Source organism: Mesorhizobium comanense (genome assembly GCF_005503535.1).
GTDB lineage: Bacteria > Pseudomonadota > Alphaproteobacteria > Rhizobiales > Rhizobiaceae > Mesorhizobium > Mesorhizobium comanense.
Genome location: NZ_SCNN01000015.1, coordinates 68026 through 93282, shown reverse-complemented (window position 1 = coordinate 93282; position 25257 = coordinate 68026). Strand labels below are relative to the sequence as shown.

Here is a 25257-nt window from a genome sequence, read left to right as displayed (position 1 = left end):
GCAGGGAACGCCCAGCCCTGAATCTGGGGTCCCGGACCCGGCGATTCAATGAGTGGCTCCTGACGTCAGGACAATTCTTGTTGAACCCGCGAAGGCGCCAGAAGCAAAAAAGCACCCCGGCATGCCGGGGTGCTTGCACTTTGCGAGGATGATTCCGGAAGCTGGCGTAAGCTTCCGGAAAACCACGTCATTTGTTGCTGGCGACGGGCGCCACCAGGGATGTGATGCGGCGTATGGCGACACGCCGGTTCTCGCGGTTGGGCGCCTGCGTGTTGATCTTCAGATACTCCTCGCCATAGCCCTGCGTCGTCAGGTTTTCCGGCGGTATGCCGAACGCATTGGTCAGGGCTTCCGCAACCGCCTCGGCGCGACGGTCCGACAGGGCAAGATTTGCCTCCGGCGTGCCGACGGCATCGGTGTGACCCTCGATCAGGAAGGTCTCGGCCGGGTTCTTCTTCAACAGCTTCTCCATCGCGTCGGCCACGCCCTCGAGCTTCTGCACCTCGGTGTCGGAGATCGAGGACGAGCCGAATTCGAAGTTCAGCGTGTCGAGGTCGACGCGCCGTGCGATGTCGCGCACGCGGGCCGAACGCTTCACCTCGTCGATGGAATAGAGGCGCTGGACCTTTTCCACCGGCGGCTGTTCGAGGAAGGTGTAGTAGTCATCGGGGCTTTCGACGTCCTCGGAATCGAGGATGTACTGCCGGCGCGGGATGGTGAGCCGCATCGGCGGCAGGTCATCGCCCGGATCGCGCCAGTCGCCGTCGTCCTGGTAGCTGCGCTCGTCGACATAGCTCAGCACGTATTCGCGGCCGTCCGGCGTGATGCGCGAACGCTGGATGACATCGCCATAGCGATTGCGGATGGTGACGATCTGGATGCCGTTGTCGCGTTCGACGGTTTCGCGCGTGCGGCCCTGCGGCAGGTCCTCGTAATAGACGTCCCTGGCGCCACGGTTCATGCGCGGGGCGTCATTGCTCTGCACGATCGTCTGGCCGCCGAGCTGGATGATGACGCGGTCGCCGATCTCCTTGAGCACGTCGACGCCCTTCGGGCGGCGGCGGTCGCGGATGTTCTCGTCGGGCGCACGATCGAGCCGCTTGCCCTTCTCCTGAGTCACGGGAACGATCTGCTCCGGCTTGATCTCCTGCTGGGCGGCCTTGTCGTTGGCCGGCGGCGGACCCTGATCGACAGGCGCGACCACCGGTTTGCCGCCCTGATCGCCACCTTGCTGGCCGTTCTGGCCGCCGCCTTGCTGCTCGCCGTTCTGCTGGCCGTTCTTGTCGCCATGCTTGCGGCCACCGCCTTGCCCCTTGTCTCCCCGGCGTTCGGCATCCTTCTGGCTGTCGAGGAGGGGAGCAGCGTTCTTGTCGGCTGGCGCCTCGCCCTGCACGGGATTTTCGCCCTGGGCCGGTGCGGCCTTGCCGCCATTGGCGGGCTGCTCGCCGGTTGCGGGCTTCTCGCCATTGGCCGGCTGTTCGCCATTGGCCGGCTTCTCTCCGGTCGTGGGCTGCTTGCCTGTCTGCGGCTGGGCGCCATTGGCGGGTTGCTCGCCCGTGGCCGGCTGCTCGCCATTGGCAGGCTGCTCACCCGCCGGCTTCTTGCCGTGCTTCTTCGTCTTGTCCTCGGGCTGCTCACCCTGGACCGCCGGCTGTTCGCCGGCAGGGGCGGGTTCGGCCTTGGGCGCCGTTGTCTGCCCGGCCGGTGCCTCCTTTGGCGCCGGAGCGGCCTCCGGCGTCACGGCCGGCGCCTGTTCGGCGGGCTTCTGCTGGTCCCGCTTGTGTTTCTTTTCAGGCTTGGCAGGCTGGTTGTCATTGGCGGGTTCGGCCTGGCCGGCAGGCGCCTGCTCCGTCTGCTGCTGCTGGTCACGCTTCTTCTTGCGCGGCTGCTGCTCGTCGGTGGCGGGCGCCGCCTCGCCGGCAGGGGCCTGCTCGGTCTGCTGCTGCTGGTCGCGCTTCTTCTTGCGCGGCTGCTGCTCGTCGGTGGCGGGCGCCGCCTCGCCGGCAGGAGCCTGCTCGGTCTGCTGTTGCTGCTGATCGCGCTTCTTCTTGCGTGGTTGCTGCTCCTCCGCCGGAGCGGGCTGCTCAGCGGCAGGGGCCTGCTCGGTCTGCTGCTGGTCGCGCTTCTTCTTGCGCGGCTGTTGCTCTTCGGCCGCCGGGGCCGGCTGCTCGGCGGCTGGCGCCTGCTCGGTCTGCTGCTGTTCACGCTTCTTCTTGCGCGGTTGCTGCTCCTCGGCCGCCGGAGCGGGCTGCTCGGCGGCTGGCGCCTGCTCGGTTTGCTGTTGCTGTTCGCGTTTCTTCTTGCGCGGCTGCTCCTCGCCGCCCTGCTGCCCCTCGTCGGTTGGCGTATCCTGCGCCAGGATGATCAGCGGGGTCGCGCCGCGTTGCATGGGGCCGAGCGCGGCACTTCCCTGAAGCGGGGATGCGCCCAACGGCGCGGATGCCATCAGCAGACCAAGTGCAGTGCCTGCCAGAATCCGTGGTTGGCGTTTCATCGAAATTCTCCTTGTGGGGTCCCATCCTTGCCGAAACCGCTTGTAACGAAATTGGTTCCGGCTGCCCACCGTTAGGAGCGGTCCGGGGCGATTGGCCGGCCATTTGAAGGCAACTTCGTGTCATTGCGCCGGGTTGCCGCCTCATTCGGGGTGTCACCGTGCTTGACCTTGACCGTCGCCGGGGCCACATCGGGGCGATGGAAACGCGGTTCTGGAAGACAAAGACGCTCGAAGCGATGACCCCGGCCGAGTGGGAATCGTTGTGCGACGGCTGCGGCAAGTGCTGCCTGTCGAAACTCGAGGACGAGGATACGGGCGAAATCTACTGGACCAGCGTCGGCTGCCGGCTGTTCGATGCCGAGACCTGCCGATGCGCCGACTACAGCAACCGGCTGGCGCGGGTGCCCGATTGCGTCGGCCTGACGCCGCGGAATGTGCGCACCATCAGCTGGCTGCCCTCGACCTGCGCCTACCGGCTGGTGGCGGAGGGGCGCGACCTCTACTGGTGGCATCGGCTGGTGTCGGGCAGCGCCGAGACCGTGCATGAGGCCGGCATCTCGATGCGCGGCCGGGTCAAGGCGAGCGAAACCGATCTGGCCGAGCCCGAGGATTATTTCGACTATATGCTCGACGACGAGCCTTGATCCCTGTGTCGACAAGGCATTTCGGAACCAGGAACCGGGACTGACGTTGGGCCGGATTGCTTGAAGAACCGGCGGAGATTTCCTTTTCCCGCCACATGAACCGCAGATGAACGGCCAGTTCGTAAATAGTTCAGACAGGCCAGTGCATTGTCCCATCATCGGTTTCACGAGGACGGGCGCAAGCCCGCAACAAGGAGAGAGAACCATGTACACCACGATCAAGACGGCTGCGCTTTCGGCCCTGGTCGGTCTCGGCACGCTGGCGGCCATTCCCGCCCATGCCGACAGCCTCTATCTCGGCTTCGGCAACAATCAGGATCCGCGTTTCGGCGTTTATGCCGGTGACGACGGTTACCGTCGCGACTATCGCCGTGACGACCGCCGTGACGACTGGCGCCGTGGCTGCTCGCCAGATCGCGCGCTCGACAAGGCCGAGCGCATGGGGCTGCGCCGCGCCCGCATCGTCGATGTCAACCGTCGGGTGGTGAAGGTCGTGGGCCGCCAGTACGGCGATCGCGTCGTCGTCGTGTTCGCCAATGAACGCGGCTGCCCGATCATCAATCGCTAGGGTTTGCGGCTCATCTTCTGCGAAGATGAGCCAGGGCTGATCTCTTTGAAGAGCAGCCTGGAGACGCGACCTTCTGCGAAGGCCGGTCTGTGCTAGCGGAGCCCCTGTCCCACCGGGCGGGTGCGGCTCGAAAAAACCCCGCGGGATCGCTTCCGCGGGGTTTTTGTTGTCTCGCACCGCCTGATCTTGCGGCGGCGGAAGGCTCATCCGCGGCCAGGCAGGGCGGGCCACGGATGAGCAGTCATTTCAGTCACTTCAGCTCGAAAGTGACAGTGACGTGGACATTGTAGGCGTTCTCGCCGGCCTGGGTCGGCACGGCCCCGCCAGCTGCTGCGTCGAAGGCCTTGGCGTTGATGGCCATCGGCGGCGGCGCGACGTTCTGGTCGGTTATTTCCACCACCCGACCGACAGTGACGCCGGCTGCCTCGGCCAGCGTCTTGGCCTTGGCCAAGGCGTTGGCGACCGCCTTCTTGCGGGCTTCGGTGATCGTGGCTTCGGGGTTGTCGTTGGTGAAGGAGATGCCGCCGCCCTGGTTGACGCCGAGCGATACCGCCTTGTCGAGAATCTCGCCGGTCTTGTCGATGTCGCGCACGCGCACCGCAAGCGTGTTGGTCACCTGGTAGGCGACGAGCTCGGCCTCCTGGCTGCCGTCCGGCTTGTTGGTGTAGTTGTAGCGCGGATTGATCTGGATGCCCGCGGTCTGCAGGTCGCGATCCTTGATGCCGGCCGCCTTCATCGCCGCGATGACCGCCGCCATGGCGTCGTTGTTGGCATCGAGTGCGGCGCGCGCGGTCTTGGCTTCGCGCATGACGCTGAGCGACAGCAGCGCCAGATCCGGAGGGGTGGTTGCTTCGCCTTCACCCGAAACGATGATGCGGGCGGGCGCAGGCGAATCGGCGGCTGCAGCCACTGCGGGGAAAGCGATTGCGGCGGCGAGCGCGATGGGCAAAAGGTGTCTGGTCATGAAAATCTCCTTGGTCTGCGATCTTGTCGCAGGAGGTCGCCTAGAGCGCGATTATGGGTTGATTTGGGCGATCCGCGAAAGCCTGTCGGGAAAGCCTTGTGCCGCGATGCGAAAAACATTAATCCAGCCGGCGTGGGGCCTGTAGCTCAATGGTTAGAGCCGGCGGCTCATAACCGCTTGGTTGGGGGTTCGAGTCCCTCCGGGCCCACCATTGTCGTTGTTATAAATACTTTGCAGGTTGGTTCGCCGCGAGGTTCGCCAACAGCTTTGCCTTGAGGCGACCCCGAGGAAAACGCTCGACATCTTCCCTTGGAATCGCCCCAGGACGTCAGATCACCACCAGATCATCGGGGTCTTGGTCAGCAATTCCTGACCGGTCTCGGTTATGATGAAGTTCTGCTCGAAAGCAGCCGAGCCCCCCTCCGGATCGCTCAGGAAGAACTCCGACGAGACCACCATGCCAGCCTCGTAGGGCGTATCGACCAGCTGGATTTCAGGATCGAGCGTTTCGGCCTCCTTGGCGAAGACCGGTACGGGAAATTGCCAGAAGGTTCCCGTGCCATGGCCGTAGATCGGCCATTGGCCCAGCCCCTGTTCGGAATCGAAGAAGCCGACTTTTTGCGCCAGCTTGTCACCGGCCTTGCCAATGTCTCGGGCGGTAAGGCCCGGTCTGTACATGCCCCGCACCTCTTCGACGACCATGGCACAATCCTCGATCACCCGCTTCTGCGCCGCGGTCGGCTTGTTGCCGCACACCGCCGTGCGGCCGGGATCTATCCAATAGCCGTGCATGATCGGGCCGTAGACCCAGCCGCGAACGATATCGCCCTTTTGCGGGCGGCTCTTCGAGAAGCTGTAGAACGGATCGCTCCACATCTGCGCGCGAGATCCGGGCCCATGGTTCATCGAAAGCCGGTGGAATCCGCCGCCGGCGCGCATGATGATACCGGCCGCGCGCGCCGCGGCCTCGGTTTCCATCTCACCAGAGATCAGTGCTTCCATCATCGCACCAAGCGCCTTGCCGGCGACTTCGCCGGCCTCGCGATAGGCGTCGAGTTCGGCCGGCGACTTGATGAGCTGCGGCCGGTACAGAAGATGGTCGCAGGGCGTCCATCTGATCTCGGGGGCGGCCGCGATCATCAACCGGTGGAAATCCGCCGGCAAAGTGTCGTCACCGACGTAGCAGATGTTGTCGATGAGGCCGAGTTCGCGGACCCGTTGGGCAACTCCGGCGGCAAGATTTCCATGCTGGTGCTTCTCGCCGCAGGCAACCGTCCCGTCGAGAATGCCGGCGAGCGATTCGATCGTGTGCAGTTCCGGCTCGTAGCCTGGCCGCATCAGGACCGCGGCAAACGACGACCCTACGTTCCAGCCGAAGCTCGGCTCCTGGCCAGAGGCGTGCGTGGCATAGTCGGTGAGCCAGAGTACATTGCCGGCGCGGTCATACCCGCCGCCGCTGCGCGACCAGATGACGGCGGCCTCGAAGCCGAGCCGCTTCATCTCGGCATGGACCTTTTCCCAACGGGCCTCGTATTCGTCACGGGTGAAGCGTGTCATGTGTTTTTTCTGTCCTCTGAGACGTTGCATGGAAAACTGTGCTGCCCGCGGCCGTGTCCGGGCGCGACGCGATCAGGCGTTTGGCAAGATCGCTTTTGGGTGAGGCAAGCAGGACCGGGGTGGGCGCGTGCTCGACGATCAGGCCCTGGTCGAGCACGTAGATACGGTCGGAGATGCTGCCGACGACGCCCAGATCGTGGGAAATGACGAGCAACGATACACCTTCGTCTTCGGTGAGATCACGCAACAGCTCGATGACCACGGCCTGGACCGATACATCGAGCGCCGAGGTAGCCTCGTCGCAGATGATCAGATCGGGGGCGCAGGCCAGCGCCTGTGCGATCGCGGCGCGTTGCAGTTCGCCACCGGACAGCTGCGCGGGATAGGCGTCGGCCGCCTCGGCCGGCAGACGCACGCGTTCCAGCAGGTGAAGGAGTCGGGGCCGGTCGGGCTGCGCGGCCCGGCCGGGATCGCAGAGCATGCGCATGGTGCGCCGTAGCGTCGCGCCGATGGTGAATTGCGGATTGAACGATACATAGGGGTTCTGCAGCACCATCTGCACCGCCCGAAGCTGGTCGCGTGGGCGCCGCGCGACCCGTGGCGAAAGCGGGGTGCCGTTCAGGCGGATATCGCCCGCTTCACGGTCGACAAGGCCCGCGACACAACGTCCGAGCGTTGTCTTGCCGCTTCCGGACTGTCCCAGAAGTGCAACACGCTCGCCGCGCTGGATCGTCAGCGAAACGTTTTTCAGCACCCTCTGGCCACGATAGGCCACCGTAAGGTCGCGGATATCGAGCACCGGTATTTCGCAGGTGTCGCGCTTCCTCTCGCCAATCGGCGCCGCTTCGACGATCGTCTTCTCGACATGATAGGGGCAGCTCACCCAGTGTTCGGGGCCGGCCTTTTGCGGCGCCGGGTTCACTTCGCGGCAATCGTCATGGGCTTGCGGACAGCGTGGCGAGAAAAGGCAGCCACCCTTGCGGCGGTTGGGCGGAGGGGCGCTGCCGTACATGCCGCGCGGCCTGACGCCCGGCCGTGCCACGGCCCCGATCAATCCGCGTGTGTAGGGATGCGCGGGTACTTTCAGCAGCGCGCGCGTCGGCCCTTGCTCCACCACCCGCCCGGCATAGAGCACGAGCGTGGCGTCGCAGAGTTCCTCGACAACCTCCAGATCATGGCTGATCACCACCACCGCCACGCCGGTGCGGGCTCGCAGGCGGCCGACCTCATCGAGAATGCGCTTCTGGGTGATCATGTCGAGCCCGGTCGTGGGCTCGTCCAGCACCAGAACCCGAGGTTCGGCGGCCATGGCGGCCGCGATGGCAAGGCGCTGCTGCTGGCCGCCTGACAACTGGTGCGGATAGCGCTTGAGGAACGCGGAGTCCGAGGGCAGATCGACGAGATCCATGGCCTTCGCAATGCTGTCGGAGCCGTAGCGTTCGGGCGCATGGATGCGCAGCATCTCGGCCACGATGTCGCCCGCGCGCATCGACGGGTTGAGCGCGCTCGGGGCATCCTGCGGCACATAGGCGATCTGTCGCCCGCGCAGCGCGGCCACCTCTTTCGGGCCGGCGGCAAGGATGTCGCGGCCCGCGATCTCGACCCGGCCGCTGGCGATCCTGATGCCCGGGCCGGTATGGCCGACAAGGGCCATCGCCAGCGTCGTCTTGCCGCTGCCGGACTCGCCCACGATGCCGAGAGAGCCGCCGGGCGGCAGCGCGAACCCCACATTCTCGACAATCGGAGCCGCGCTGACAAGGCTGATCGACAGATCGTGGACCGCCAATGCCGTGCCGCGCCGGGCGTGATCCAGCGCCTTCATGCCACATTCTCCGTCAATTCGGCACTGTGGCGACGCCCGGAGGTCTTGGGCCACGCGTCGAACATCAGATTCACGCCGACCGTCAGCAGGGCAATCATCGCCGCCGGCGCGAGCACTGCCCAGGGCTGCAGCGCCAGCCCGTTGCGGTTCTCGGCCGCCATCAGGCCCCAGTCGGCCGTCGGCGGGCGCAGCCCCACGCCGAGAAAGCTGGCGCTGGTGATGAGCAGGATCGAGACCGTGATCCGCAGGCCCAGGTCAGCCAGCATCGTGGCGCGGATATTGGGCAGCAATTCGCGCCACATGATCGACCAGGTGCTTTCACCGCGCAGGCGGGCCGCATCGACATAGCCGCTGGTCGCCACTTCGCTTGCCGCGGCGCGCACGAGGCGCGTCACCCAGGGGACCTGGCTCGCCGCCACCGCGATCACCGCCGCGGTGACGCCGCCAGCGGTCGAGGCCGCCAGGAGTAGAACCAGCAGCAGCGGCGGAAAGGCCAGCAGACAGTCGAAGAGCCAGAGAGCCGAGGCGCTCAGCGCCCGGCTGTGCAATGCCGTGAACAGCCCGACGGGTATACCCACGGCATAGACAAGCGCCGTGGTGGCCGTGACCAGAAGCAGGATGGTCAGTCCACCATTCATCAGTCGGGTCAGCACGTCGCGGCCATAGCCGTCGAGCCCCAGTGGATGCCCCGGTGTCGGCATCATGAACGGCCGCCCGACGATCTCGGTCGAGCCGCTGAAGAAAATGGGTCCGAACAGTGCGATCGCGACGACGCCGAGCACGATGCCTGTTCCGACGATGCCGCTTGGGCTCAATTCCCTCAGATGCATTCTCAGAACCTCAAAGTTCGCAGCTTGGGCGTGACCAGGATGATCAACGTGTCGGTCAGCAGCATCACCAGCGCGTAGATCACGGTGATCGTGGCAACGAGGCCAAGCACGACATTCAGGTCACGCTGCTGGGTGGCTTCGACCGCGAGCGTCCCGATGCCGGGGAACTGGAACACGTTCTCGACCACGATGATGCCGCCCAGGAGGTAAAGCAGGGTGAGCGAGATGACCTGGATGCCCGGCGCGAGACAGTTGCGCAGTGCGTATTTCCAGACGATACGGCGCTCGGGAATTCCGTTGAGCCGCGCGGTCAGAACCACGCGCCCGCTCATCGCCTCGGCCACATTGGCGCGGATGATCCGGGCCGGATAGCCCAGATTGGTGATGACCAGTGTGAGGCATGGCAGGACGAGAACCGCAGGGTTGCTCCATGGACCTTGCGCCGCATCGAAGAGCGCTATGGGCGGGAAGAGATGCCATTTGACGCCAAGCCAATAGGCCAGCAGCGTCCCCAGGAAGAACTCCGGCATCGACAGCAAGACCAGCGAGATGACCGACAGGCCGCGGTCCATGCTTCCGCCGGCCAGCGCGCCGGCAAGGGCGCCGGTCGCCACGGCGAGCGGCACCAGCAACGCCGCCGCGATGCTGGCGAGGATCAGGCTGTTTCGCAGCCGAGGCGCGATGATCTCGGAAACCTGTCTCGGCGAAGTGAGCGCGGGGCCCAGATCGCCCTGGACCGCTCGCAGCCCCCAGCGAAAGAAGCGCTCGGCGACGGGGTCGTTGAGGTTAAGGCGTTCGCGCACCTCGGCCAGCCTCTCCGGGCTGGCCGAGCGCCCGGAGACGAAGTTGGCGGCGTCGCCCGGCAACAGGGTGACGGCAACGAAGGTCGCCAGGCAGACCACGAGGACGAGGCCTGCGCCGGAAACGGTCCGCATCAAGAGGAACCGGCTCATGGTGTTGGCGCCAAAGATCGATTTCAGGCTCATCTTGCAATCCGTCCCGCTTGCAATGGCGATCAGTGCTTGATCCAGAGATTGCCAATGCCGGACGGCAGGAAGCCGACTTCGGCGCCGGCCAGCCCTTCATAACCCCCGACACGGTCGCTGAACGCCGTGACAGGGGTCTGGATGCCCCAGACGATGTATCCGCCGTCGTCCCAGAGCGAGCGTTGCAGGGCCGCGAACTGCGCGTTGCGGGCCGCGGGGTCGAGCGCCGCCTCGGCCTTGGCGAAGGCGGCATCGAATGCCGGGTTCTTGTTCGCCGTCTCGTTGGCGAAAGAGCTCTGCAGCAACCCGGTGCGGGCCATCTCCTGGAAGGAGACGCCCTTCCATTCCGTCGTGCCGAACGGCACCTGGAGATAGACCGACTGGGTGTTGTAAAGATCGGCGGGGCTGATTTGCCGGATGGAGATTTCGATCCCCGCCTTCTTGGCGCTTTCCTTGAACACCGTCGCGCATTCCAGCATGCCCACCACCGGGGCGGTTACAAGCTCCACCTGGAGTTCGCCGATCCCGGCCTTGTCGAGCAGCTTGCGAGCGGCTTCCGGATCGTATTCCCGCTGCGGGATGTCACGGGCGTAGGAGGGGTGGGAAGGGCCGAAGAGGTCGTTCCCCACGGTCCCCCGACCATCGAGCGCCACTTCGACACATTTCTTGCGATCGATGGCAAGCCGCAACGCCTGGCGCACTTCGGCCTTGTCGAAGGGTGGCTTGTCCTGGCGCATGTAAAAGGCCGGGGCCGTGGAGCCGCTGCCATAGGCGACGGAGTATCCGGGCGCCCCCTCCAGCTGCGACGCGAAATAGGGCGGAACGTTCACGGCCAGATCGATCTGGCCCGATAAAAGCGCGTTGATGCGGGCGTTGTCGTCGTCGATCTCGATCATGTCGAGCTTGTCCAGCGCCACCGGATTGCCCCAGTACGCCTCGTTTCGGGTCAGTTCCGTGCGCACGCCCGGCACCCAGTTGACGATCTTGTAAGGGCCGGTGCCGATTGCCGTCGTTGAGAAATCGGTGGTCCCGTCCTTGATGATCGACGCACTTGCATCCGAAACGACGCGGTCGAACTCGGCATTGGGAGCATTCAGGACGAATTCGATCGTCAGGTCGTCCACCATCCGGCTTTTCTGGAGGTCGATCATCGAAAAGTTGGTGGCGGCGAAATAGCCGCGCCCGATCGCGGATTTGAACGAATAGAGCACGTCTCTGGCGGTCAGGGGGGAGCCGTCGTGGAACTTCACCCCAGGGCGCAGCTTCACCGTCCAGACGCTCGCATCCGCGTTCGGCGTCATCGCTTGCGCCAGCATCAACTCCGGCTTGCCGTTTTCGTTGATCTTCGTCAGGCGGTCGAACACGGCCGAAATCCGGGCCAGCTCCAGAATGGTCAGCCAGGTGGTGGGGTCGAGCTTGTCCGCCGCGCCGCCGCCCACCCATGCCGCGCGCAACGTGCCTCCGACCTGTGGCGTCTCGGCAAGCGCCGCCCACGGTCCAGCGATCATCAGACCGGCACCGAGACAGGCCGCAAGAGCAGGCGTCCGGGCCCGGTTCTCACGAAACCGCGCGAATATGCGGTCCGACAGGCGGACCCTGTTTGTCTTTGTCATCACATCGTGCTCCCCTGCTGCGCTTTTGCACAGTCGTTAAATTAACACTTGTTACCCTTACAATCGTTAGGTTATATGTCAAGCGTCAAAAACCCGACCGGGGGGAAGATCACGTGGGACGACCGCCAGACCCGAAAAACCGCGCTGCCTTGTTGCAGAGGATCGTCGACAATCTCGCTCAAACGGGATTGGGCAACCTCTCTCTGCGTTCGCTTGCGAAAGACCTTGGCGTCACGCCGCCAACGCTGTTGCACCATTTCGGCTCGAAAGAGGGGCTGATCAGCGAGGTGCTCGACGCGTTGGCACGCGAGCAGATGGAGCCGGTTGAAATCCTGGACCAGGACGGAGCCACGCTGGAGGACTTCGTCCTGCGCCTTTGGGAGATTCAGTCGAGGGAGGCGGAGCTCGCCAAGGTGCGGCTTCAGCTGGAGGCGATCGCCATTGGAGCTACCCATGTCGGCCTGCCCGGGCCGGTCCGCGCGAAAATCATCGAGGCCTGGGTCAATTACATCGCCCGCAGTCTCGAAAGGCAGGGCTACGACCGCAAGGAAGCCCTGGACCAAGCCACGCTGATCCATTCAGCGATCACCGGGCTGCTACTCGACCTGATTGCCACCGGAGATAAGGAACGGACGGGCTCGGCCGCGATCGAACTCGGCAAGCTGGCGCGATCCCTGGATCGTGGAGGCAAGGCAGCCCGCCCGAAGGCGTGAGCTGCGTTACGCGGGGATCGTCGTGCCACAGGCACGAGGGTCCCTTTTCGTCATGCTTGTGCGCAGGCGAGGGGAGACGGAAGAATTGTCCCCACGCACCATCGCTGATGGCATCAGATGAACATAATCATTGTTTGCCAATGGGTTATGACGCAGTTCGCCAAAGTCGATCCAAGACGCTGATCCGACGAACAGACGATCGCCATCCGCGAAGCCAAAGATGGGCATGGCTATTGATTGCGACCCTGGACGATACGGTCGATCACCATGGCGCAGAGCAGGATGGCGAAGCCCGCGAGCAGGCCTTGGCCGACGGCGGCATATTGCAGGGCGTTGAGGACATCCTCACCCAGCCCCTTGGCGCCGATCAGCGATGCGATCACCACCATCGACAGGCACATGAGGATGGTCTGGTTGATTCCGGCCATGATAGACGGCATGGCGAGCGGCAGGTCGACCCGCGTCAGCAGGAACCACCGCGTGGCGCCATAGGCTTGCGCTGCCTCCCGAATCGCCGGCGGCACCCCTTGCAGGCCAAGTGCGGTGAGCCGCACCACGGGCGGCGTGCCGAAGATCAGCGTGGCGATGACGCCGGGCGGCTTGCCGATGCCGAACAGCGCGATCACCGGGATGAGGTAGACGAAGGCCGGCATGGTCTGCATGAAATCGAGCACCGGCCGCAGCGCCGCGTAGACGCGCGGCCTGCGACCGCACCAGATGCCGAGCGGGATGCCGATCACCAGGCAGAGCACCGCCGAAGTCCCAAGCAGCGCAATGGTTTCGAGGCTCTTTTCCCAGAAGCCGAGCAAGGCCAGGTAAGCGAGCGCCGCGGCGGTGAAGATGGTGACCCGCGGCCCGGCCAATTGCCAGGCAAGGATCAGGATCACCGCCATGGTCACCGGCCATGGCATGCCGGTCAGTGCGTAGGAAAGCCCGTCGAGCGCCAGCGATATGCCGCCGGTGATGGCGCCGAAGAAACCCTCGCCCGCATGCGAAACCGTTTCCATCAGCCCGTCCAGCGCCGACGACAGGGCAAATTGCCAATCGCGGTTGGAGGGTGCGGTCATGATCCAGGCGGCCGGACTTGACCAGGCAAAGCGATAGACGGAAAGCCCGTAGGCCACGATGCAGAAGGCCAGCGCGCACAGTGCCAACGGAGCGTTCAGGCCATGCCGCAAAGCCGGATTCGACCGCCAGCGGGCGAACCGCCGCTCGAGTAGCCTGTTGCCGAGAAATCCGCCCGCTAGCCGCGCTACAAGCAGGGTCAGCAGGCCGGCGCCAATGAGCAGGGGCGCCTTCTCCCTGGCCGTCTCAGCCTGCGCCTTTGCCGCGTCCGCGGCTCTCTGCAATGCCGCCGCCGACGATTTCAGACCTTCCGCATTGTCCGCGCCTGAAGCCTTCGCGGCGTTTGCCTGTTCAGCCCGCGCTTCGGCTTGTTTGGTCAGCCGCTCGGCGCGCGCCTGCTCGGCCGCGCCGAGATTGCCGACGGCGCCAATGCCGATCTGGACGACGGCGAGCATTTCCAGGAAGAAGACGATCCAGAACAGCACCGCGATGCCGCGCGCCGCCGCCCAGACCGGACCCAGCAGTGCAGCCGCGACATTGAACGACCAGATTCCATGGCGCGCCTGCCTGATGCGGGCAAAGCGATCGACATAGTAATCTTGGTTCTGGACGACGAATTCCTTGACCAGGCGGTCTTCCCCCGACGGCCCAAGGCGCTGTGCGGCTTGCGGATCATGAGCGTTCATGATTGTCCGCCCTTTCGCAGTCCCTCCAGGAGAAGCTGTCTGTCGACGATCCCGACGACCGTTCCACCGCCATCGGTCACCGCCAGCGGCGCCTCGTCCTGAGCCGCCAATTCCACGAGCTCGCCAAGCGGCTGCTGCGAGCCCACCTGACGGAGCGACGTCAGGTCTGCCTGTGGGTGGCGCGCCGCGAAACTGCCGACAGGCTCCATGATGCGGCCGGCGGTGATCACCTTCAGCCGCGAAATATCGGCGACGAACTTCGCCACGTAGTCATGCCTGGGCGCGGTGACGATGTCTTCCGGCGTATCGATCTGGATGATCACCCCGTCCTTCATGATGGCGATGCGGTCGCCAATGCGGATCGCTTCGTCGAGGTCGTGGGTAATGAAGACCACCGTCTTGCCCATCGAACGCGACAACGTCAGGAACTCGTCCTGAAGCTGGCGCCGGATCAGGGGATCGAGCGCGCTGAAGGGTTCGTCCATCAACAGGATCGCCGAATCCGCCGCCAGGGCGCGAGCCAGGCCAACGCGCTGCTGCATGCCGCCGGAAAGCTCATGGCAATAGCGATCGCCCCATCCGGAAAGATTGACCTTGGCAAGAGCTGCCTCGGCGACATCGAAGCGCTGCTGCTTGCTTGCCGCCTGGATTTCCAGCGGCAGCGCGACATTGTCGCGCACCGTGCGGTGCGGCAGCAGGCCGAAGCTCTGGAACACCATGCTGACCTTGCGCGACCGAAGCGTCCTCAGCTCCGCCGCTGTCTTGGTCATGATGTTTTCGCCGTCGACGAGAATCTCGCCGGCGGAGGGTTCGAGCAGCCGGTTGATATGGCGGATCAATGTCGATTTGCCGCTGCCCGAAAGGCCCATCACGCAGAAGATCTCGCCGGGCGCGACCGAGATGCTGACATCGGCGACGCCGACGACGCAGCCGAAGCGCCTGGTCACTTCCTCCTTGTCCAGCCGGTCGCGCAGGATCGAGGCCATGGCCTCCGGCGCACGGGGGCCAAAGACCTTCCAGACGTTGTTCATGACAATGGCCGCCGGCGCAGCGACGTCGCCTTGCCCGGATCCCGAGACGTTGGTCGACATGGTGTCCATGTCTACTGCTTCCGCCCGCTCATCGGCAACTCGGCCCGCGAAGGCCGAGCCTGCCGCGCGGTGCGCCGCTCAGTGGCCGAACCACTTCGCCACGTCTTCCGGATGCGCCTTGATCCACTCCTTGGCCACGTCGTCGGCGGCCTTCTTGTCGACGATGATCGCATAGGCCCATTTCGAGATGTCGTCCGGCTTGAGGCTGATGCGCTCCAGCGCCGCCGCCAGTTCCGGCTGGCGTTGCGCGAGCGAGGCGGCGTAGGCCACGTGTACGGTGGTGTCGGCATAGGCCGACGAGACCTTCGATTTTTCGAACCACTGCGGATCGTCATTGGGCTGCACGACGACGAATTTCGCCGGATCGTTCTTCGGCTCGGTCAGGAAGGCGAGCTTGTAGCGGGCGAAATTCTGGTGCGGGCTGTAGCAATAGCCGACCCACGGCTTGTCGGCCTTCGCCGCGCGGTCGAGCGAAGCCGCTGCCACCGCCTCGTCGGTCACCTGCAGGTCGAAGAAATCGGCAAAGCCGTAATCGCGCGCCCTGACCTTCTCGATGTTGGTCGACTGCCAGCCCGACGCGCCGATCCAGATCTCGCCCTTGCCGTCGCCATTGGTGTCGAACAGCTTGGCATTGTCCGGATTGGCGAGGTCGGAGACGTCCTTGATGTGGTATTTGTCGACGGTGACCTGCGTCACGCAATAGCCTTGCTTGGCCTCGTAGCCGTTCTGCGCGAGCTTCACCGTGCCTGCGCCCTTGACGTATTTGTCGACCAGGCCCTGCTGGTTCGGCAGCCAGACATCCGGCCAGATATCGACCTCGCCCTTGTTGCGGCCCATCGCCTCCCAGATCACCGGAACGGCGGTGGTGGTCACCGTCGAGATATCAAGTCCCAGCTCCTGCTCGGCCGCGTTCTTGATGACGTTCATGACCGCCGTCGCGGTGGCATAGTTCGGGTCGGGCATCGTCACGTCGGCGGCGAGCGCCGAGGCGGCAGGCATCAGCAACAGGGCGCTGAACATGGTCTGGAAAAGGTAGCGTTTCATGATGTTCCCCAACGGAGTTGCGCTGATTTCATTCAGTCTATCCATCAGGTTAGCGGAACGCGCAGGCAATCCATCCCAAATTTCACCGCATAAGGAAAAACGATGGAGCGCATAAGATCACCGTTTCACGGCCACGTGCTCCAATGCCGTCGGATCTAGAAATAGGCCTGGTCCGGCTCGCTTGCCTTGCGCTTGGCGATGAAGGCCTGGAGCGCCTCGTCGATCGCCGGGTCGAGACCCGGATCCTGATAGTCGTCGAGCAGCCTCTTCCATTGCCGGTTGGCGCGCTGCGCGGCGTCGAGCCGGCCGTCCTCGTTCCACTGTTCGAAGGAATTGTTGTCGCTGCTGGTCGAGCGGTAGAAGGCGGACAGGAAATTGGACTGGGTGTGCGCGCTGCCAAGGAAATGCGATCCCGGGCCAACCGCTTCGATCGCCTCCATCGCCTGAGCGTTCAGCGACAGATCGATGCCCTCGAACAGGCTGGCGACCTTGCCGCAGAGATCGGCGTCGATGACCGTTTTCTCGAAGCCGGTGACCAGCCCGCCTTCCAGCCAGCCGGTGGCATGGTTGATCACATTGGCGCCGGCAAACATCGACATCAATATGCCCCATGTCGCTTCCTGCTCGGCCTGTGCGTCGGGAAGTTTCGAGGCCGACAGCGAGCCGACCGTGTGGAACGGCACGCCCACGCGCCGTGCCAGTTGCCCGCAAGCCAGCACCATCTTGCCCGCCTCCGGCGTGCCGAAGGTCGGCGCCCCGCTCTGCATCGAGATCGTGCTGGCGAAGCTGCCCATCAGGCAGGGCGCGCCGGGGTTGATCAATTGCACGAGGCTCAGACAGGCGAGCGCCTCGGCCAGCACCTGCGCCAGCGTGCCGGCGACGGTGCAAGGGCTCATTGCGCCGGCGAGCGTCCATGGCGTGCAGGCGACGGGCTGGTTGTTGCGGGCGCAGACCTTCAGCGAACCCGACATGTTGGCGTCGAGCACCAGCGGCGCATTGGTGTTGGAGACGTTGTAGAGCACGGCGTTGTTGGCGACGAACTCTTCGCCGAAGACGATCTTGGCCATGTCGACCGCATCCTGCGCCCGTCGCGACCCGATGAACGCACCCATGAAGGCGCGGTCCGAATGGCGGATATGGGTGTAGAGCATGTCGAGATGGCGCTTGTTGGCCGGCAGGTCGACTGGCTCGCAGACCACGCCGCCCGAATGGTGCAGATGCGGGATCATCTGGTGGATCTTCACCAGGTCGCGGAAATCCGCGATCGTGGCATAGCGCCGGCCGCGATCGAGATCATGCACGAAGGGCGGCCCCCAGGACGGGCAGAGCACGGTGTTGTCGCCGCCGATCATCACCGTGTTCGCCGGGTTGCGGGCGTGCTGCTTGAATTGTGAAGGCGCGGTGGCGCGGATGATCCTGCGGCACATGCCGGGCTCGAAGCGAACGCGCGTGCCCTGTACGTCGGCGCCTGCGTCGCGAAAGATGTCGAGGATCTCGGGATCGTCATGGAACTCCATGCCGACTTCCTTGAGCAGCTTGTCGGCGTTCGCCTCGATCAGACTCAAACCCTCCTCGTCGAGGATGTTGAACGTGCCGATCCGGCGGCTGATATAGGGCCGCCGCGGCGCCTGCTGGGCGAGGCGCTGGCCCTGCCTTCCGGCACGGCCGCCGCTGCGTGGCGCCGGAGCGTCGGTCGTCGTCGCGTCCTTGTCCATTTTCGTCTCCGTGATCAGGCAGGCATGAAGGCAACCGGCGCGTCGGCGTGAAGGCCGCGCAGCCGCAGATTGTCGGGATCGTAAGGCGCTTTCTTCAGCTCCCGCGCCGCCAGGTCCTTGCCGAGGATCGATACGGTCAGGCCCTCAGCCGCAACGCCGGGCCGCAGATAGGCGAGCGCAATGGTCTTGCCGGCGCGGAAGCCATAGGCGCCGGAGGTGACGATGCCGACCGGTCGCCCGGCCTGCGTCACCGCGTGGGCGTAGAATGGCAGCCGCTCGCCGTCGTCGTCGATCTCGAGCAGCACCATGGTCCATGCGCTTTCGCCGACGCGCGCCAGCATCGCCTCGCGGCCGACGAACGTCCGCCCGTCGGCCTTGATCAGAGCGCTCAATCCGGCCTCCAGCGGCGTGCGCTCGGTGGTCAGGTCCGCGCCCCAGCCACGATAGCCCTTTTCCAGCCGCATCGCGTTCAGCGCGTAGATTCCGAACGGCCGCAGATCGAACTGTGCGCCGGCCTTGGCAACAGCCTCGTAGAGCTTGCCGAACTGCGCGAGCTGAACATGCAGTTCCCAGCCAAGCTCACCGGCATAAGAGACCCTGAGCGCGGCCGCCCTGATGCCGGCGACGCGGATGATCTGCGCCGAAAGCCAGGGGAAGGCGGCGTTGGACAGATCGGCTTCGCAGATCTTTTGCAGCAGGTCGCGGGCGCGCGGCCCCATCACGCCGAGCACGCCGCGCTTTTCGGTGACGTTATCGATCGTCACCCCCGGAAAGGCCGCTGCGCGTGAGCGCAGCAGGTCCTCGTCATGCCTCTCGGCAAGTGCAGCACTGGTCAGGTAGAACCCGTCGTCGCCAAAGCGCGTCACGGTGAATTCCGATGCAACGCCGCCCTTTGCCGTGAGAACGTGGATGAGTCCGATGCGGCCATGGCGCTCCGGCGGCCGGTTGGCGCCGAGCGAGGCCATGAAGGCGCTGGCGCCGGGACCGCCGATCTCGAACTTGGAGAAGGCCGAAAGGTCGATGGCGCCGACGCTGTCGCGAACGCCGATGCACTCGCCGCGCACGGCGTCGAACCACCCAGGTCTGCGGAAGGTCAGCGGCGGATCACGGTCAGCGCCCTTGAGGGCGAACCAGTTCGGCCGCTCCCAGCCATAGGCGGCGCCGAGCACCGCGCCCTGGCTTTTCTGCAGCTCGAGCGCCGGGGTCGTGCGCCGAGGCCGGCCTGCTTCACGCTCCTCGTTGGGATAGTGGATGCCGAATTGCAGGCCGAAACCTTCGACCGCCTTGTCGATGCGATAGTCGCGGTCCGCGTAGTTGCCAAAGCGGCGTGGATCGATGGCCAAGGCGTCGCTCGGCGGTGATCCGTCGACGATCCAGTCGGCGAGGAAACGGCCGGCGCCGCCGCCTTCCATAACGCCCATGCTGGAGCCGGTGAGCAGCCAGGCATTGCCGAGGCCGAAAGCCGGGCCGACCAGCGGGTTGGCGTCCGGCGTGAAGGTGATCGGGCCGTTGACCACCGTCTTGATACCGGCATTGGCGAGTGCCGGCACGCGCTCCATCGCCAGCGCGATAATGTGCTCGACCCGATCGAGGTCGGGCGGCAGCAGTTCCATGCCGAATTCGGGCGGCACGCCGTCGATCGCCCAGGGATGGGCCGACTTCTCATAAGGGCCGACGATATAGCCATCGCGCTCCTGGCGCAGATACCAGCTTTCCTCCGGATCGCGGATGATCGGCAGTTCCTTGGCGCCGGCTGCGATACGCCCGGCAATCTCGGGCACGGTGTCGGTCACGACATACTGGTGCAGCATCGGCACGACGGGCAGGTCGACGCCCATCATCGCGCCGATCTCGCGGCACCATGTGCCGGCGGCGTTCACGACATGCTCGGCGACGATGTCGCCCTGTTCAGTGCGCACCAGCCATTCACCCGATGCCTTTCGCTCGATCGAAAGCACCGGATTGTGGCGCACGATTTCGGCGCCGCGCGAACGCGCGCCGGCGGCCATGGCGTTGGTCGCCAGCGTCGGGTCGACATGGCCGTCATTGGGCTCATAGATCGCGCCGATGATCTCGTCGGTGTGGCAGAGCGGATAGATTTCCTTGAGCTCGCTCGGGCTGAGAATGTGGAAGTCGTGGCCGACAAAGCGGCCCAGCCCCTGCACATGGCGGAATTCATCCATGCGCTCCCGCGAGCGTGTGATGCGCAGCGCGCCGCTTGGATGAAAGCCGGTCGGCAGTCCCGTCTCGGCGGTCAGGATTTCACGATAGAGCCGCACCGAATGGGCTCGCATTTCCATGATCGTCGCATTGTGGGCGAAATGCGTGCAGAGCCCGGCGGCATGCCAGGTGGAGCCCGCGGTCAGCTCCTGTCTCTCGACCAGCATGACATCGCTCCAGCCACGTTTGGCGAGGTGATAGAGCAGCGACACGCCCATGGCGCCACCGCCGATAACGACCACGCGGGCCTGCTGTCTCATGAATTTTCCTCCGCGCTTGCGCGCATGCGCATTCCTGTTGGGTCGTAAGGTGGCTTGTCGAGCGGCTGGAGCCGGTAGCGGGTACCGGCGACCGCGATCGCATAGTCGGAAGCAAGCAACTGCGCTTTCGCCTCGCCTGGATCGCAAGCCACATAGCCGAGACAAAGGCTGAGGCCCGTGCGGGCGCCGAGGCCACCTGACGTCGTCAATCCGGCAAGTCTGCCGTCGCGGTAGATCGGCTCGTCATGCAGAAGGAGTGGATTGGCGCCCTCGACCGCGAAATGCATCAGCCGGCGCCGCACGCCTTCGGCCTTCTGCTTCAGCAGTGCCTCGCGGCCGACGAAATCATCCTTCTTCCACGAAACCGCGAAGGAGAGGCCCGTCTCCAGCGGCGTGTCCTTCGGCCCGATGTCGTGGCCCCAATGGCGATAGCCCTTTTCCAGCCGGCAACCGTCCAGCGCGTAGTGACCGCAGAAGGCCAGGCCATCAACGCTGCCCGCCGATACGATGGTGGCCAGCAGGCTCTCGGCCTGTTCGACCGGCACGTAGAGCTCGAAGCCGAGTTCACCGACAAAGCTGACGCGCGTGGCCCGGACATTGGTGGTGCCGATGTCGATGCTGCGCGAGGTCGAGAACGGAAATGCCGCGTCGGAAAGATCGGCGTCGGTCAGGCTTTGCAGCAGGTCGCGCGAGCGCGGCCCCATGACGCCGAGCACGGCTTCGGCCGACGTGGCGTCGAAGACCGAGACGTCGAGGCCGAGATCGTCGGCATGGCGGCTGATCCAGGCGAAATCCTTCTGCCTTGTCGCGGCACCCGAGATGACACGGAACGCGTCTTTGCCGTCGCGCGTCACGGTCACGTCGGCCTCGATGCCGCCGCGCGCGTTGAGCATCTGCGTATAGACGGCGCGGCCTTCGAGTGTGTCGACATCGGCCGCGCATAGCCGTTGCATCAGCGTGACCGCATCTTGTCCGCGCACATCGATCTTGGTGAAGGGCGAAAGCTCGAACAGGCCGACACCTCGAGCCATCCGTTCGGCTTCGGCTTTGGCCGCGCTCCACCATTTCTGCTCGCCGACGGAGTAGCCGCGCGTCTCCTCGCCGCCAAACCACAGCGGCCGCTCCCAGCCCGTCGGCGCGCCGAAGACCGCACCTGCCTCGGCGAAAGTACGATGGAAGGCAGAGCGCCTGACATCGCGTCCGGCAGTCGCCTGCTTGTAGGGCCAATGCATGCGGAAAAGATCGGCGACTGCCTCTTCCATCCTGGCGCCGACGAAGGAACGCGCCGCCGCGGAACGGTCGAAGCGGGCGATGTCGAGCGCCCAGAGATCGAGGCCGGGTTCGCCGTCGACGATCCATTCGGCCATGGCCTTGCCGGCGCCGGCCGACGACATCATGCCTGTCGAGTTGAAGCCGGCGGCGACATGGAAGCCGCGCAGATAGGGTGACTCGCCCATCAGCGGCCGCGTGTCGGGCGTAAAACTCTCCGGCCCGTTCATGAAATGCCGGATCCCGGTTTCAGACAGCGCCGGCAAAAGCTTCAGCCCGGCCGCCATGAAGGGCTCGAACTGCTCCCAATCCTCGGGCAGCTCGACGAACGGCCGGTCGCCGGCCGCTCCGCGAACGTCGAAGAGCTTGGCGTTCGGCTCGAACCCGCCCAGCACCAGCTTGCCGGAATCGCCCTTGACGTAGACGCCTTCGTCGAGGTCGCGCAGGATGGGAAACGGATCCTGCAGACCGGCGATCGGCTCGGTTACCACGTACATGTGCTCGACGGCCTGCAACGGCACCGGGACGCCGGCCAGCGCCCCGACGTCGCGCGCCCAGGCGCCGGCGCAATTGACGACGATCTCGCAATCGATGGTGATGCCGGAAGCCAAGGTAACGCCCGCGACGCGGCCGTTGCGCGTCACGAAGCCCGAGCAGGCGGCGCCTTCCAGAATGCGGATGCCGGCCGCGCGGGCGCGCCTGGCGTAGGCGGCGCAGATGTCGACCGGATTGGCCTGGCCGTCCTCCTCGACCCACAGCGCGCCTTCGACGCCGTCGCAAACGATGCCGCTTACGCGCTCGGCAACGCCGGCCCGGTCGACGATCCCGACCGTCAGGCCGCAGACGTCGCCCATGTGCGCGATGCGCTTCAGCTCGTCCATGCGCTCGGCGCGCCGCGCCAGCCACAGACCGCCGGTGCGCTTGTATCCGGATGCCTGGCCCGTCAACTCTTCCAGGCGCGGAAACAGCTCGGTGGCATATTGCGCCAGTCTTGTCAGATTGAGGCTGGCGCGCAGCGGGCCGACAATCCCGGCGGCATGCCAGGACGTGCCGCTGGTCAGTTGATGACGTTCCAGAAGAACGACATCGCTCACGCCCATTTCGGCAAGGTGATAGGCTATGCCCAGCCCAATGACGCCGCCGCCAATGATCACGATGCGTGCGCTGTCATTCACCTTACCGGGTACCCTTCGCTGGATCGAAACGGCGCGATCTTTTCCCGCTAAGCCTCTTGCGCTCAACCCAAATTTCGCAACATTAGGAAAACTTATGAAGCTTTGCTGGCGGAGTTGCGGGTGAAGAGCGGCAGTTTCGATTTCAATCTTTTCCGGTCGATCGAGGTTTTCGTCGCCATCGTGGAGACCAGGCACGTCACCCAGGCGGCACAGATGCTGGGCATGACGCAATCGGCCGCTTCACAGCATCTGAAGAACCTGGAAACGGCGCTCGGCGTCAGCCTGATCGACCGCAATCTACGGCCGATCGAACTCACCAAGGCCGGCATCGCGCTGCATCGCCGCGCCGTCGCCATACTGGCCGAGGTCGAGGGCCTGCGCACCGACGCGCGCCGCGTCAACGCCGCTCCGCTGCCTTTGTTGCGCATCGCGCTTCTGGCCTCGATCGCGACCACGCTGGCGCCGGCACTTTCGGTGCTTGCCCGCAAGGGCTTCGGCATTCCCGAGCTCAGCCTGTTCGCGGGGCTGGCGACCGACCATGTCGCCTTGCTGCGCGCCCGCCGCGCCGACCTCGCCGTCACTTCCGGCGAGCTGTTCGAGATCGAAGGGCTGACGCGCTATCCGGTGATGACCGAGAAATTCCTGCTGGTGACGCCGAAGGGTTTTGCCGGCGATGTCGGCGACATCGTCAAGCTCTCGAAGAAGCTCGCCTTCGTGCGCTTCTCGCGCGAGACGCCGGTCGGCCTGCGCGTCGACCAGCATCTGAGCCGCCTGCGCATCGAGATCCCGCGCGCCATGGAAGGCGACCGCTCCAGCGTGGTGATGGCGCCGGTCGCGGCAGGCATGGGCTTTGCCATCCTGACGCCGACCTTGCTCATCGACGGGCTGGCGGAAGGCATGGAGATCGACGTCCATCCGTTGCCGTTCACCGGCCTGTCGCGCAACATCCTGCTGGTCGCCCGCGAGCGGGAGCTCGGAAACCTGCCGGAGGCGTTTGCCGCACGAACGGCCGAAGTACTGACCCACGCGATCAGCACACGCCTGCCTGGCCTTCCGGCCGACTGCTACGTCGTCGACCGCCCTTCATCTCATGACTAATCGGCTCCATCAGTTATCCTGATGAGAAGCTTTGACTGTGTGCGCGCCGCGCATTCCGTGTTTTCAATCTCCGGAATTTGCAACACTGGAGGCACGGCATGAACGCTCCGCACATCCATTCCAATCTGGAGATCGACTGGTCGACCGAGGCCATCGTCGATCGGCGGAACCGCTTCTATTCGGCCTCGCAGCGCAAGTTCGTGCCCTACAAGGACCCCCTGATCCTGAAGCGCGGCAGAGGCCAGTATGTCTGGGACGAGAAGGACCGCAAATATACCGACCTGCTCGGCATGAACCTCTGCATCTCGGTTGGCCACGCCCACCCGCAGGTCGTGAAGGCCGCGACCGAGCAGGTGAGCGAACTGACGCATTGCACGACGATGTTCTACCATCCGGTTCCCGCCCAATATGCCGAGGAACTGGCGGCAACGATGCCGTCAGGACATGACTGGGTCGTGCATTTCACCAACAGCGGCGCCGAGGCGATTGATCTGGCGCTTCTGATGGCGCGCTCGCACACCGGCAACATCGACATGCTGGCGCTTGCCTCGAGCTATCACGGCGCCACATTCGGCGCCCAGTCGGTAACCGGCATAGCGGGTTTCCGCCATCAGGTGCCGCAGCTTGGCGGCGTGACGTTCGTGGCCGAGCCCAACCAGTATCGTGGCATTCACGGCGAAGGGGTACAGCCCTATCTCGACGAGGTCGAGCGCGCGATATCAAGCTCGACCAGTGGCCGGCTGGCCGGCATGGTCATCGAGCCGGTGCAGGGTTATGGCGGCATCGTGCCGATGCCCGCGGGCTACATCGCCGGCGCCTTCGAGCGCGTGCGGGCAGCAGGCGGCGTCTGCATCATCGATGAGGTGCAGTCCGGCGTCGGGCGCACCGGCGACGCTTTCTGGGCGTTCGAATCGCACGGCGTCATTCCCGACATCGTCGTTGTCGCCAAGGGCGTCGGCAATGGCATCCCGCTCGGCGCCGTCATCGCCAAGCGCGCCGTCGCCGAATCCATGGCCGACAAATTCCTGTTCCATACCTATGGCGCCAATCCTGTCGCCTGCGCCGCCGGACGCGCGGTGCTCAAGGTGATGCGCGAAGAGCGGTTGCAGGAGAATGCCGCCATGGTCGGCGGCGCTCTGAAAGAAAGGCTGCAGCATCTCAAGAAGGATTTCCCGCTGATCGGCGACATCCGGGGACAGGGTCTGATGCTCGCCATCGAGCTGGTGAAGGACCATGTAACGAAGGAACCGGCGCCGGAAGCAACCTTGCAGGTCTTCGAGGAGACCCGGCGCCACGGCCTCGTCGCCAGCCGTTCCGGTCCATATCGCAACGTCATCAGGATGTGCCCGCCACTTTGCTTGTCGATGGCCGATCTCGACAATGTGGTGGACAGCTTCGTCCGCAGCTTTCGGACCGTATTATCCTGAACGGTCCTGGTGCGAG

The 25257-nt window shown here is 65.0% G+C and carries 18 protein-coding genes and 1 tRNA gene; 6 read left to right on the top strand and 13 right to left on the bottom strand.

From position 1 onward, the window contains the following. Window positions 1-187 precede the first annotated feature (187 nt). Window positions 188-2494 (bottom strand): OmpA family protein, encoded by a 2307-nt coding sequence (locus FFS37_RS23620; protein WP_137933377.1) that lies wholly within the window; start codon window positions 2492-2494, stop codon window positions 188-190. Window positions 2495-2691: 197 nt separating this feature from the next. Here FFS37_RS23620 and FFS37_RS23615 point away from each other — a divergent pair, with 197 nt between their 5' ends. Continuing rightward, a complete protein-coding gene (locus tag FFS37_RS23615; RefSeq protein WP_137933444.1) occupies window positions 2692-3138 on the top strand; it encodes a YcgN family cysteine cluster protein in 447 nt (148 codons plus the stop codon). Between the two features lie 205 nt (window positions 3139-3343). After that, the gene (locus tag FFS37_RS23610) at window positions 3344-3706 is read left to right on the top strand and encodes a hypothetical protein (RefSeq protein ID WP_137933376.1); all 363 of its coding nucleotides are present in this window, start codon (window positions 3344-3346) and stop codon (window positions 3704-3706) included. Between the two features lie 250 nt (window positions 3707-3956). On the opposite strand, the gene FFS37_RS23605 is transcribed toward FFS37_RS23610, so the two are convergent. After that, window positions 3957-4670: an SIMPL domain-containing protein gene (locus tag FFS37_RS23605; protein WP_137933375.1), complete on the bottom strand. Its 714-nt coding sequence runs from the start codon at window positions 4668-4670 to the stop codon at window positions 3957-3959. Between the two features lie 135 nt (window positions 4671-4805). On the opposite strand from FFS37_RS23605, the gene FFS37_RS23600 reads away from it, so the two are divergent. Beyond that, window positions 4806-4881, top strand: a tRNA-Ile gene (locus FFS37_RS23600). A 122-nt stretch (window positions 4882-5003) separates the two neighbouring features. Here the strand turns inward: FFS37_RS23600 and FFS37_RS23595 are convergent. Genes FFS37_RS23595 through FFS37_RS23575 form a run of 5 tightly spaced genes read right to left on the bottom strand, consistent with a single transcriptional unit; the run spans window position 5004 to window position 11478 of the window. Continuing rightward, complete coding sequence (locus tag FFS37_RS23595; RefSeq protein ID WP_171026382.1) at window positions 5004-6227, bottom strand: M24 family metallopeptidase; 1224 nt, start codon at window positions 6225-6227, stop codon at window positions 5004-5006. Further along, on the bottom strand, window positions 6208-8049 hold the full coding sequence (locus FFS37_RS23590; RefSeq protein WP_137933373.1) for an ABC transporter ATP-binding protein: 1842 nt from the start codon (window positions 8047-8049) through the stop codon (window positions 6208-6210). The genes FFS37_RS23595 and FFS37_RS23590 overlap by 20 nt, the downstream gene beginning before the upstream one ends. Then, window positions 8046-8879, bottom strand: coding sequence for an ABC transporter permease (locus tag FFS37_RS23585; protein ID WP_137933372.1), 834 nt, complete (start codon window positions 8877-8879; stop codon window positions 8046-8048). Before FFS37_RS23585 ends, FFS37_RS23590 begins: the two co-directional genes overlap by 4 nt. A 2-nt stretch (window positions 8880-8881) precedes the next feature. Further along, entirely contained in the window at window positions 8882-9865 is a 984-nt protein-coding gene (locus tag FFS37_RS23580) for an ABC transporter permease (protein WP_137933371.1), read from the bottom strand. Window positions 9866-9894: 29 nt separating this feature from the next. Further along, the gene (locus FFS37_RS23575; protein ID WP_137933370.1) at window positions 9895-11478 is read right to left on the bottom strand and encodes an ABC transporter substrate-binding protein; all 1584 of its coding nucleotides are present in this window, start codon (window positions 11476-11478) and stop codon (window positions 9895-9897) included. 113 nt (window positions 11479-11591) lie between these two features. Here FFS37_RS23575 and FFS37_RS23570 point away from each other — a divergent pair, with 113 nt between their 5' ends. Next, the gene (locus tag FFS37_RS23570) at window positions 11592-12191 is read left to right on the top strand and encodes a TetR/AcrR family transcriptional regulator (protein WP_171026381.1); all 600 of its coding nucleotides are present in this window, start codon (window positions 11592-11594) and stop codon (window positions 12189-12191) included. 230 nt (window positions 12192-12421) lie between these two features. Here FFS37_RS23570 and FFS37_RS23565 read toward each other — a convergent pair whose 3' ends face one another. The 6 genes from FFS37_RS23565 to FFS37_RS23540 all read right to left on the bottom strand — a co-directional run bounded on the left by FFS37_RS23565 (window position 12422) and on the right by FFS37_RS23540 (window position 22716). After that, a complete protein-coding gene (locus tag FFS37_RS23565; RefSeq protein WP_137933368.1) occupies window positions 12422-13942 on the bottom strand; it encodes an ABC transporter permease in 1521 nt (506 codons plus the stop codon). Then, complete coding sequence (locus FFS37_RS23560; protein WP_232375745.1) at window positions 13939-15042, bottom strand: quaternary amine ABC transporter ATP-binding protein; 1104 nt, start codon at window positions 15040-15042, stop codon at window positions 13939-13941. The genes FFS37_RS23565 and FFS37_RS23560 overlap by 4 nt, the downstream gene beginning before the upstream one ends. 69 nt (window positions 15043-15111) lie before the next feature. Then, the gene (locus tag FFS37_RS23555; protein ID WP_171026380.1) at window positions 15112-16077 is read right to left on the bottom strand and encodes an ABC transporter substrate-binding protein; all 966 of its coding nucleotides are present in this window, start codon (window positions 16075-16077) and stop codon (window positions 15112-15114) included. A 155-nt stretch (window positions 16078-16232) separates the two neighbouring features. Further along, complete coding sequence (locus FFS37_RS23550; RefSeq protein ID WP_137933366.1) at window positions 16233-17792, bottom strand: trimethylamine methyltransferase family protein; 1560 nt, start codon at window positions 17790-17792, stop codon at window positions 16233-16235. A 14-nt stretch (window positions 17793-17806) separates the two neighbouring features. Continuing rightward, window positions 17807-20272, bottom strand: a complete 2466-nt coding sequence (locus FFS37_RS23545) for a GcvT family protein (RefSeq protein ID WP_137933365.1) — start codon at window positions 20270-20272, stop codon at window positions 17807-17809. Then, window positions 20269-22716 carry a GcvT family protein gene (locus FFS37_RS23540; RefSeq protein WP_210240470.1) on the bottom strand — a complete coding sequence of 816 codons (2448 nt, stop codon included), beginning with the start codon at window positions 22714-22716 and terminating at the stop codon, window positions 20269-20271. The genes FFS37_RS23545 and FFS37_RS23540 overlap by 4 nt, the downstream gene beginning before the upstream one ends. A 120-nt stretch (window positions 22717-22836) precedes the next feature. Here FFS37_RS23540 and FFS37_RS23535 point away from each other — a divergent pair, with 120 nt between their 5' ends. Together FFS37_RS23535 and FFS37_RS23530 are read left to right on the top strand one after the other, a co-directional pair. Next, window positions 22837-23814 (top strand): LysR family transcriptional regulator, encoded by a 978-nt coding sequence (locus FFS37_RS23535; protein WP_137933364.1) that lies wholly within the window; start codon window positions 22837-22839, stop codon window positions 23812-23814. Window positions 23815-23912: 98 nt separating this feature from the next. Further along, the gene (locus FFS37_RS23530) at window positions 23913-25241 is read left to right on the top strand and encodes an aspartate aminotransferase family protein (protein ID WP_137933363.1); all 1329 of its coding nucleotides are present in this window, start codon (window positions 23913-23915) and stop codon (window positions 25239-25241) included. The last annotated feature ends 16 nt before the right edge of the window (window positions 25242-25257 follow it).

Excerpts from the sequence above, each read along its gene's own strand:
- FFS37_RS23620 (WP_137933377.1), bottom strand. The coding sequence starts at position 2,494 with ATGAAACGCCAACCACGGATTCTGGCAGGCACTGCACTTGGTCTGCTG.
- FFS37_RS23615 (WP_137933444.1), top strand. The coding sequence starts at position 2,692 with ATGGAAACGCGGTTCTGGAAGACAAAGACGCTCGAAGCGATGACCCCG.
- FFS37_RS23610 (WP_137933376.1), top strand. The coding sequence starts at position 3,344 with ATGTACACCACGATCAAGACGGCTGCGCTTTCGGCCCTGGTCGGTCTC.
- FFS37_RS23605 (WP_137933375.1), bottom strand. The coding sequence starts at position 4,670 with ATGACCAGACACCTTTTGCCCATCGCGCTCGCCGCCGCAATCGCTTTC.
- FFS37_RS23595 (WP_171026382.1), bottom strand. The coding sequence starts at position 6,227 with ATGACACGCTTCACCCGTGACGAATACGAGGCCCGTTGGGAAAAGGTC.
- FFS37_RS23590 (WP_137933373.1), bottom strand. The coding sequence starts at position 8,049 with ATGAAGGCGCTGGATCACGCCCGGCGCGGCACGGCATTGGCGGTCCAC.
- FFS37_RS23585 (WP_137933372.1), bottom strand. The coding sequence starts at position 8,879 with ATGCATCTGAGGGAATTGAGCCCAAGCGGCATCGTCGGAACAGGCATC.
- FFS37_RS23580 (WP_137933371.1), bottom strand. The coding sequence starts at position 9,865 with ATGAGCCTGAAATCGATCTTTGGCGCCAACACCATGAGCCGGTTCCTC.
- FFS37_RS23575 (WP_137933370.1), bottom strand. The coding sequence starts at position 11,478 with ATGACAAAGACAAACAGGGTCCGCCTGTCGGACCGCATATTCGCGCGG.
- FFS37_RS23565 (WP_137933368.1), bottom strand. The coding sequence starts at position 13,942 with ATGAACGCTCATGATCCGCAAGCCGCACAGCGCCTTGGGCCGTCGGGG.
- FFS37_RS23560 (WP_232375745.1), bottom strand. The coding sequence starts at position 15,042 with ATGGACACCATGTCGACCAACGTCTCGGGATCCGGGCAAGGCGACGTC.
- FFS37_RS23555 (WP_171026380.1), bottom strand. The coding sequence starts at position 16,077 with ATGAAACGCTACCTTTTCCAGACCATGTTCAGCGCCCTGTTGCTGATG.
- FFS37_RS23550 (WP_137933366.1), bottom strand. The coding sequence starts at position 17,792 with ATGGACAAGGACGCGACGACGACCGACGCTCCGGCGCCACGCAGCGGC.
- FFS37_RS23545 (WP_137933365.1), bottom strand. The coding sequence starts at position 20,272 with ATGAGACAGCAGGCCCGCGTGGTCGTTATCGGCGGTGGCGCCATGGGC.
- FFS37_RS23530 (WP_137933363.1), top strand. The coding sequence starts at position 23,913 with ATGAACGCTCCGCACATCCATTCCAATCTGGAGATCGACTGGTCGACC.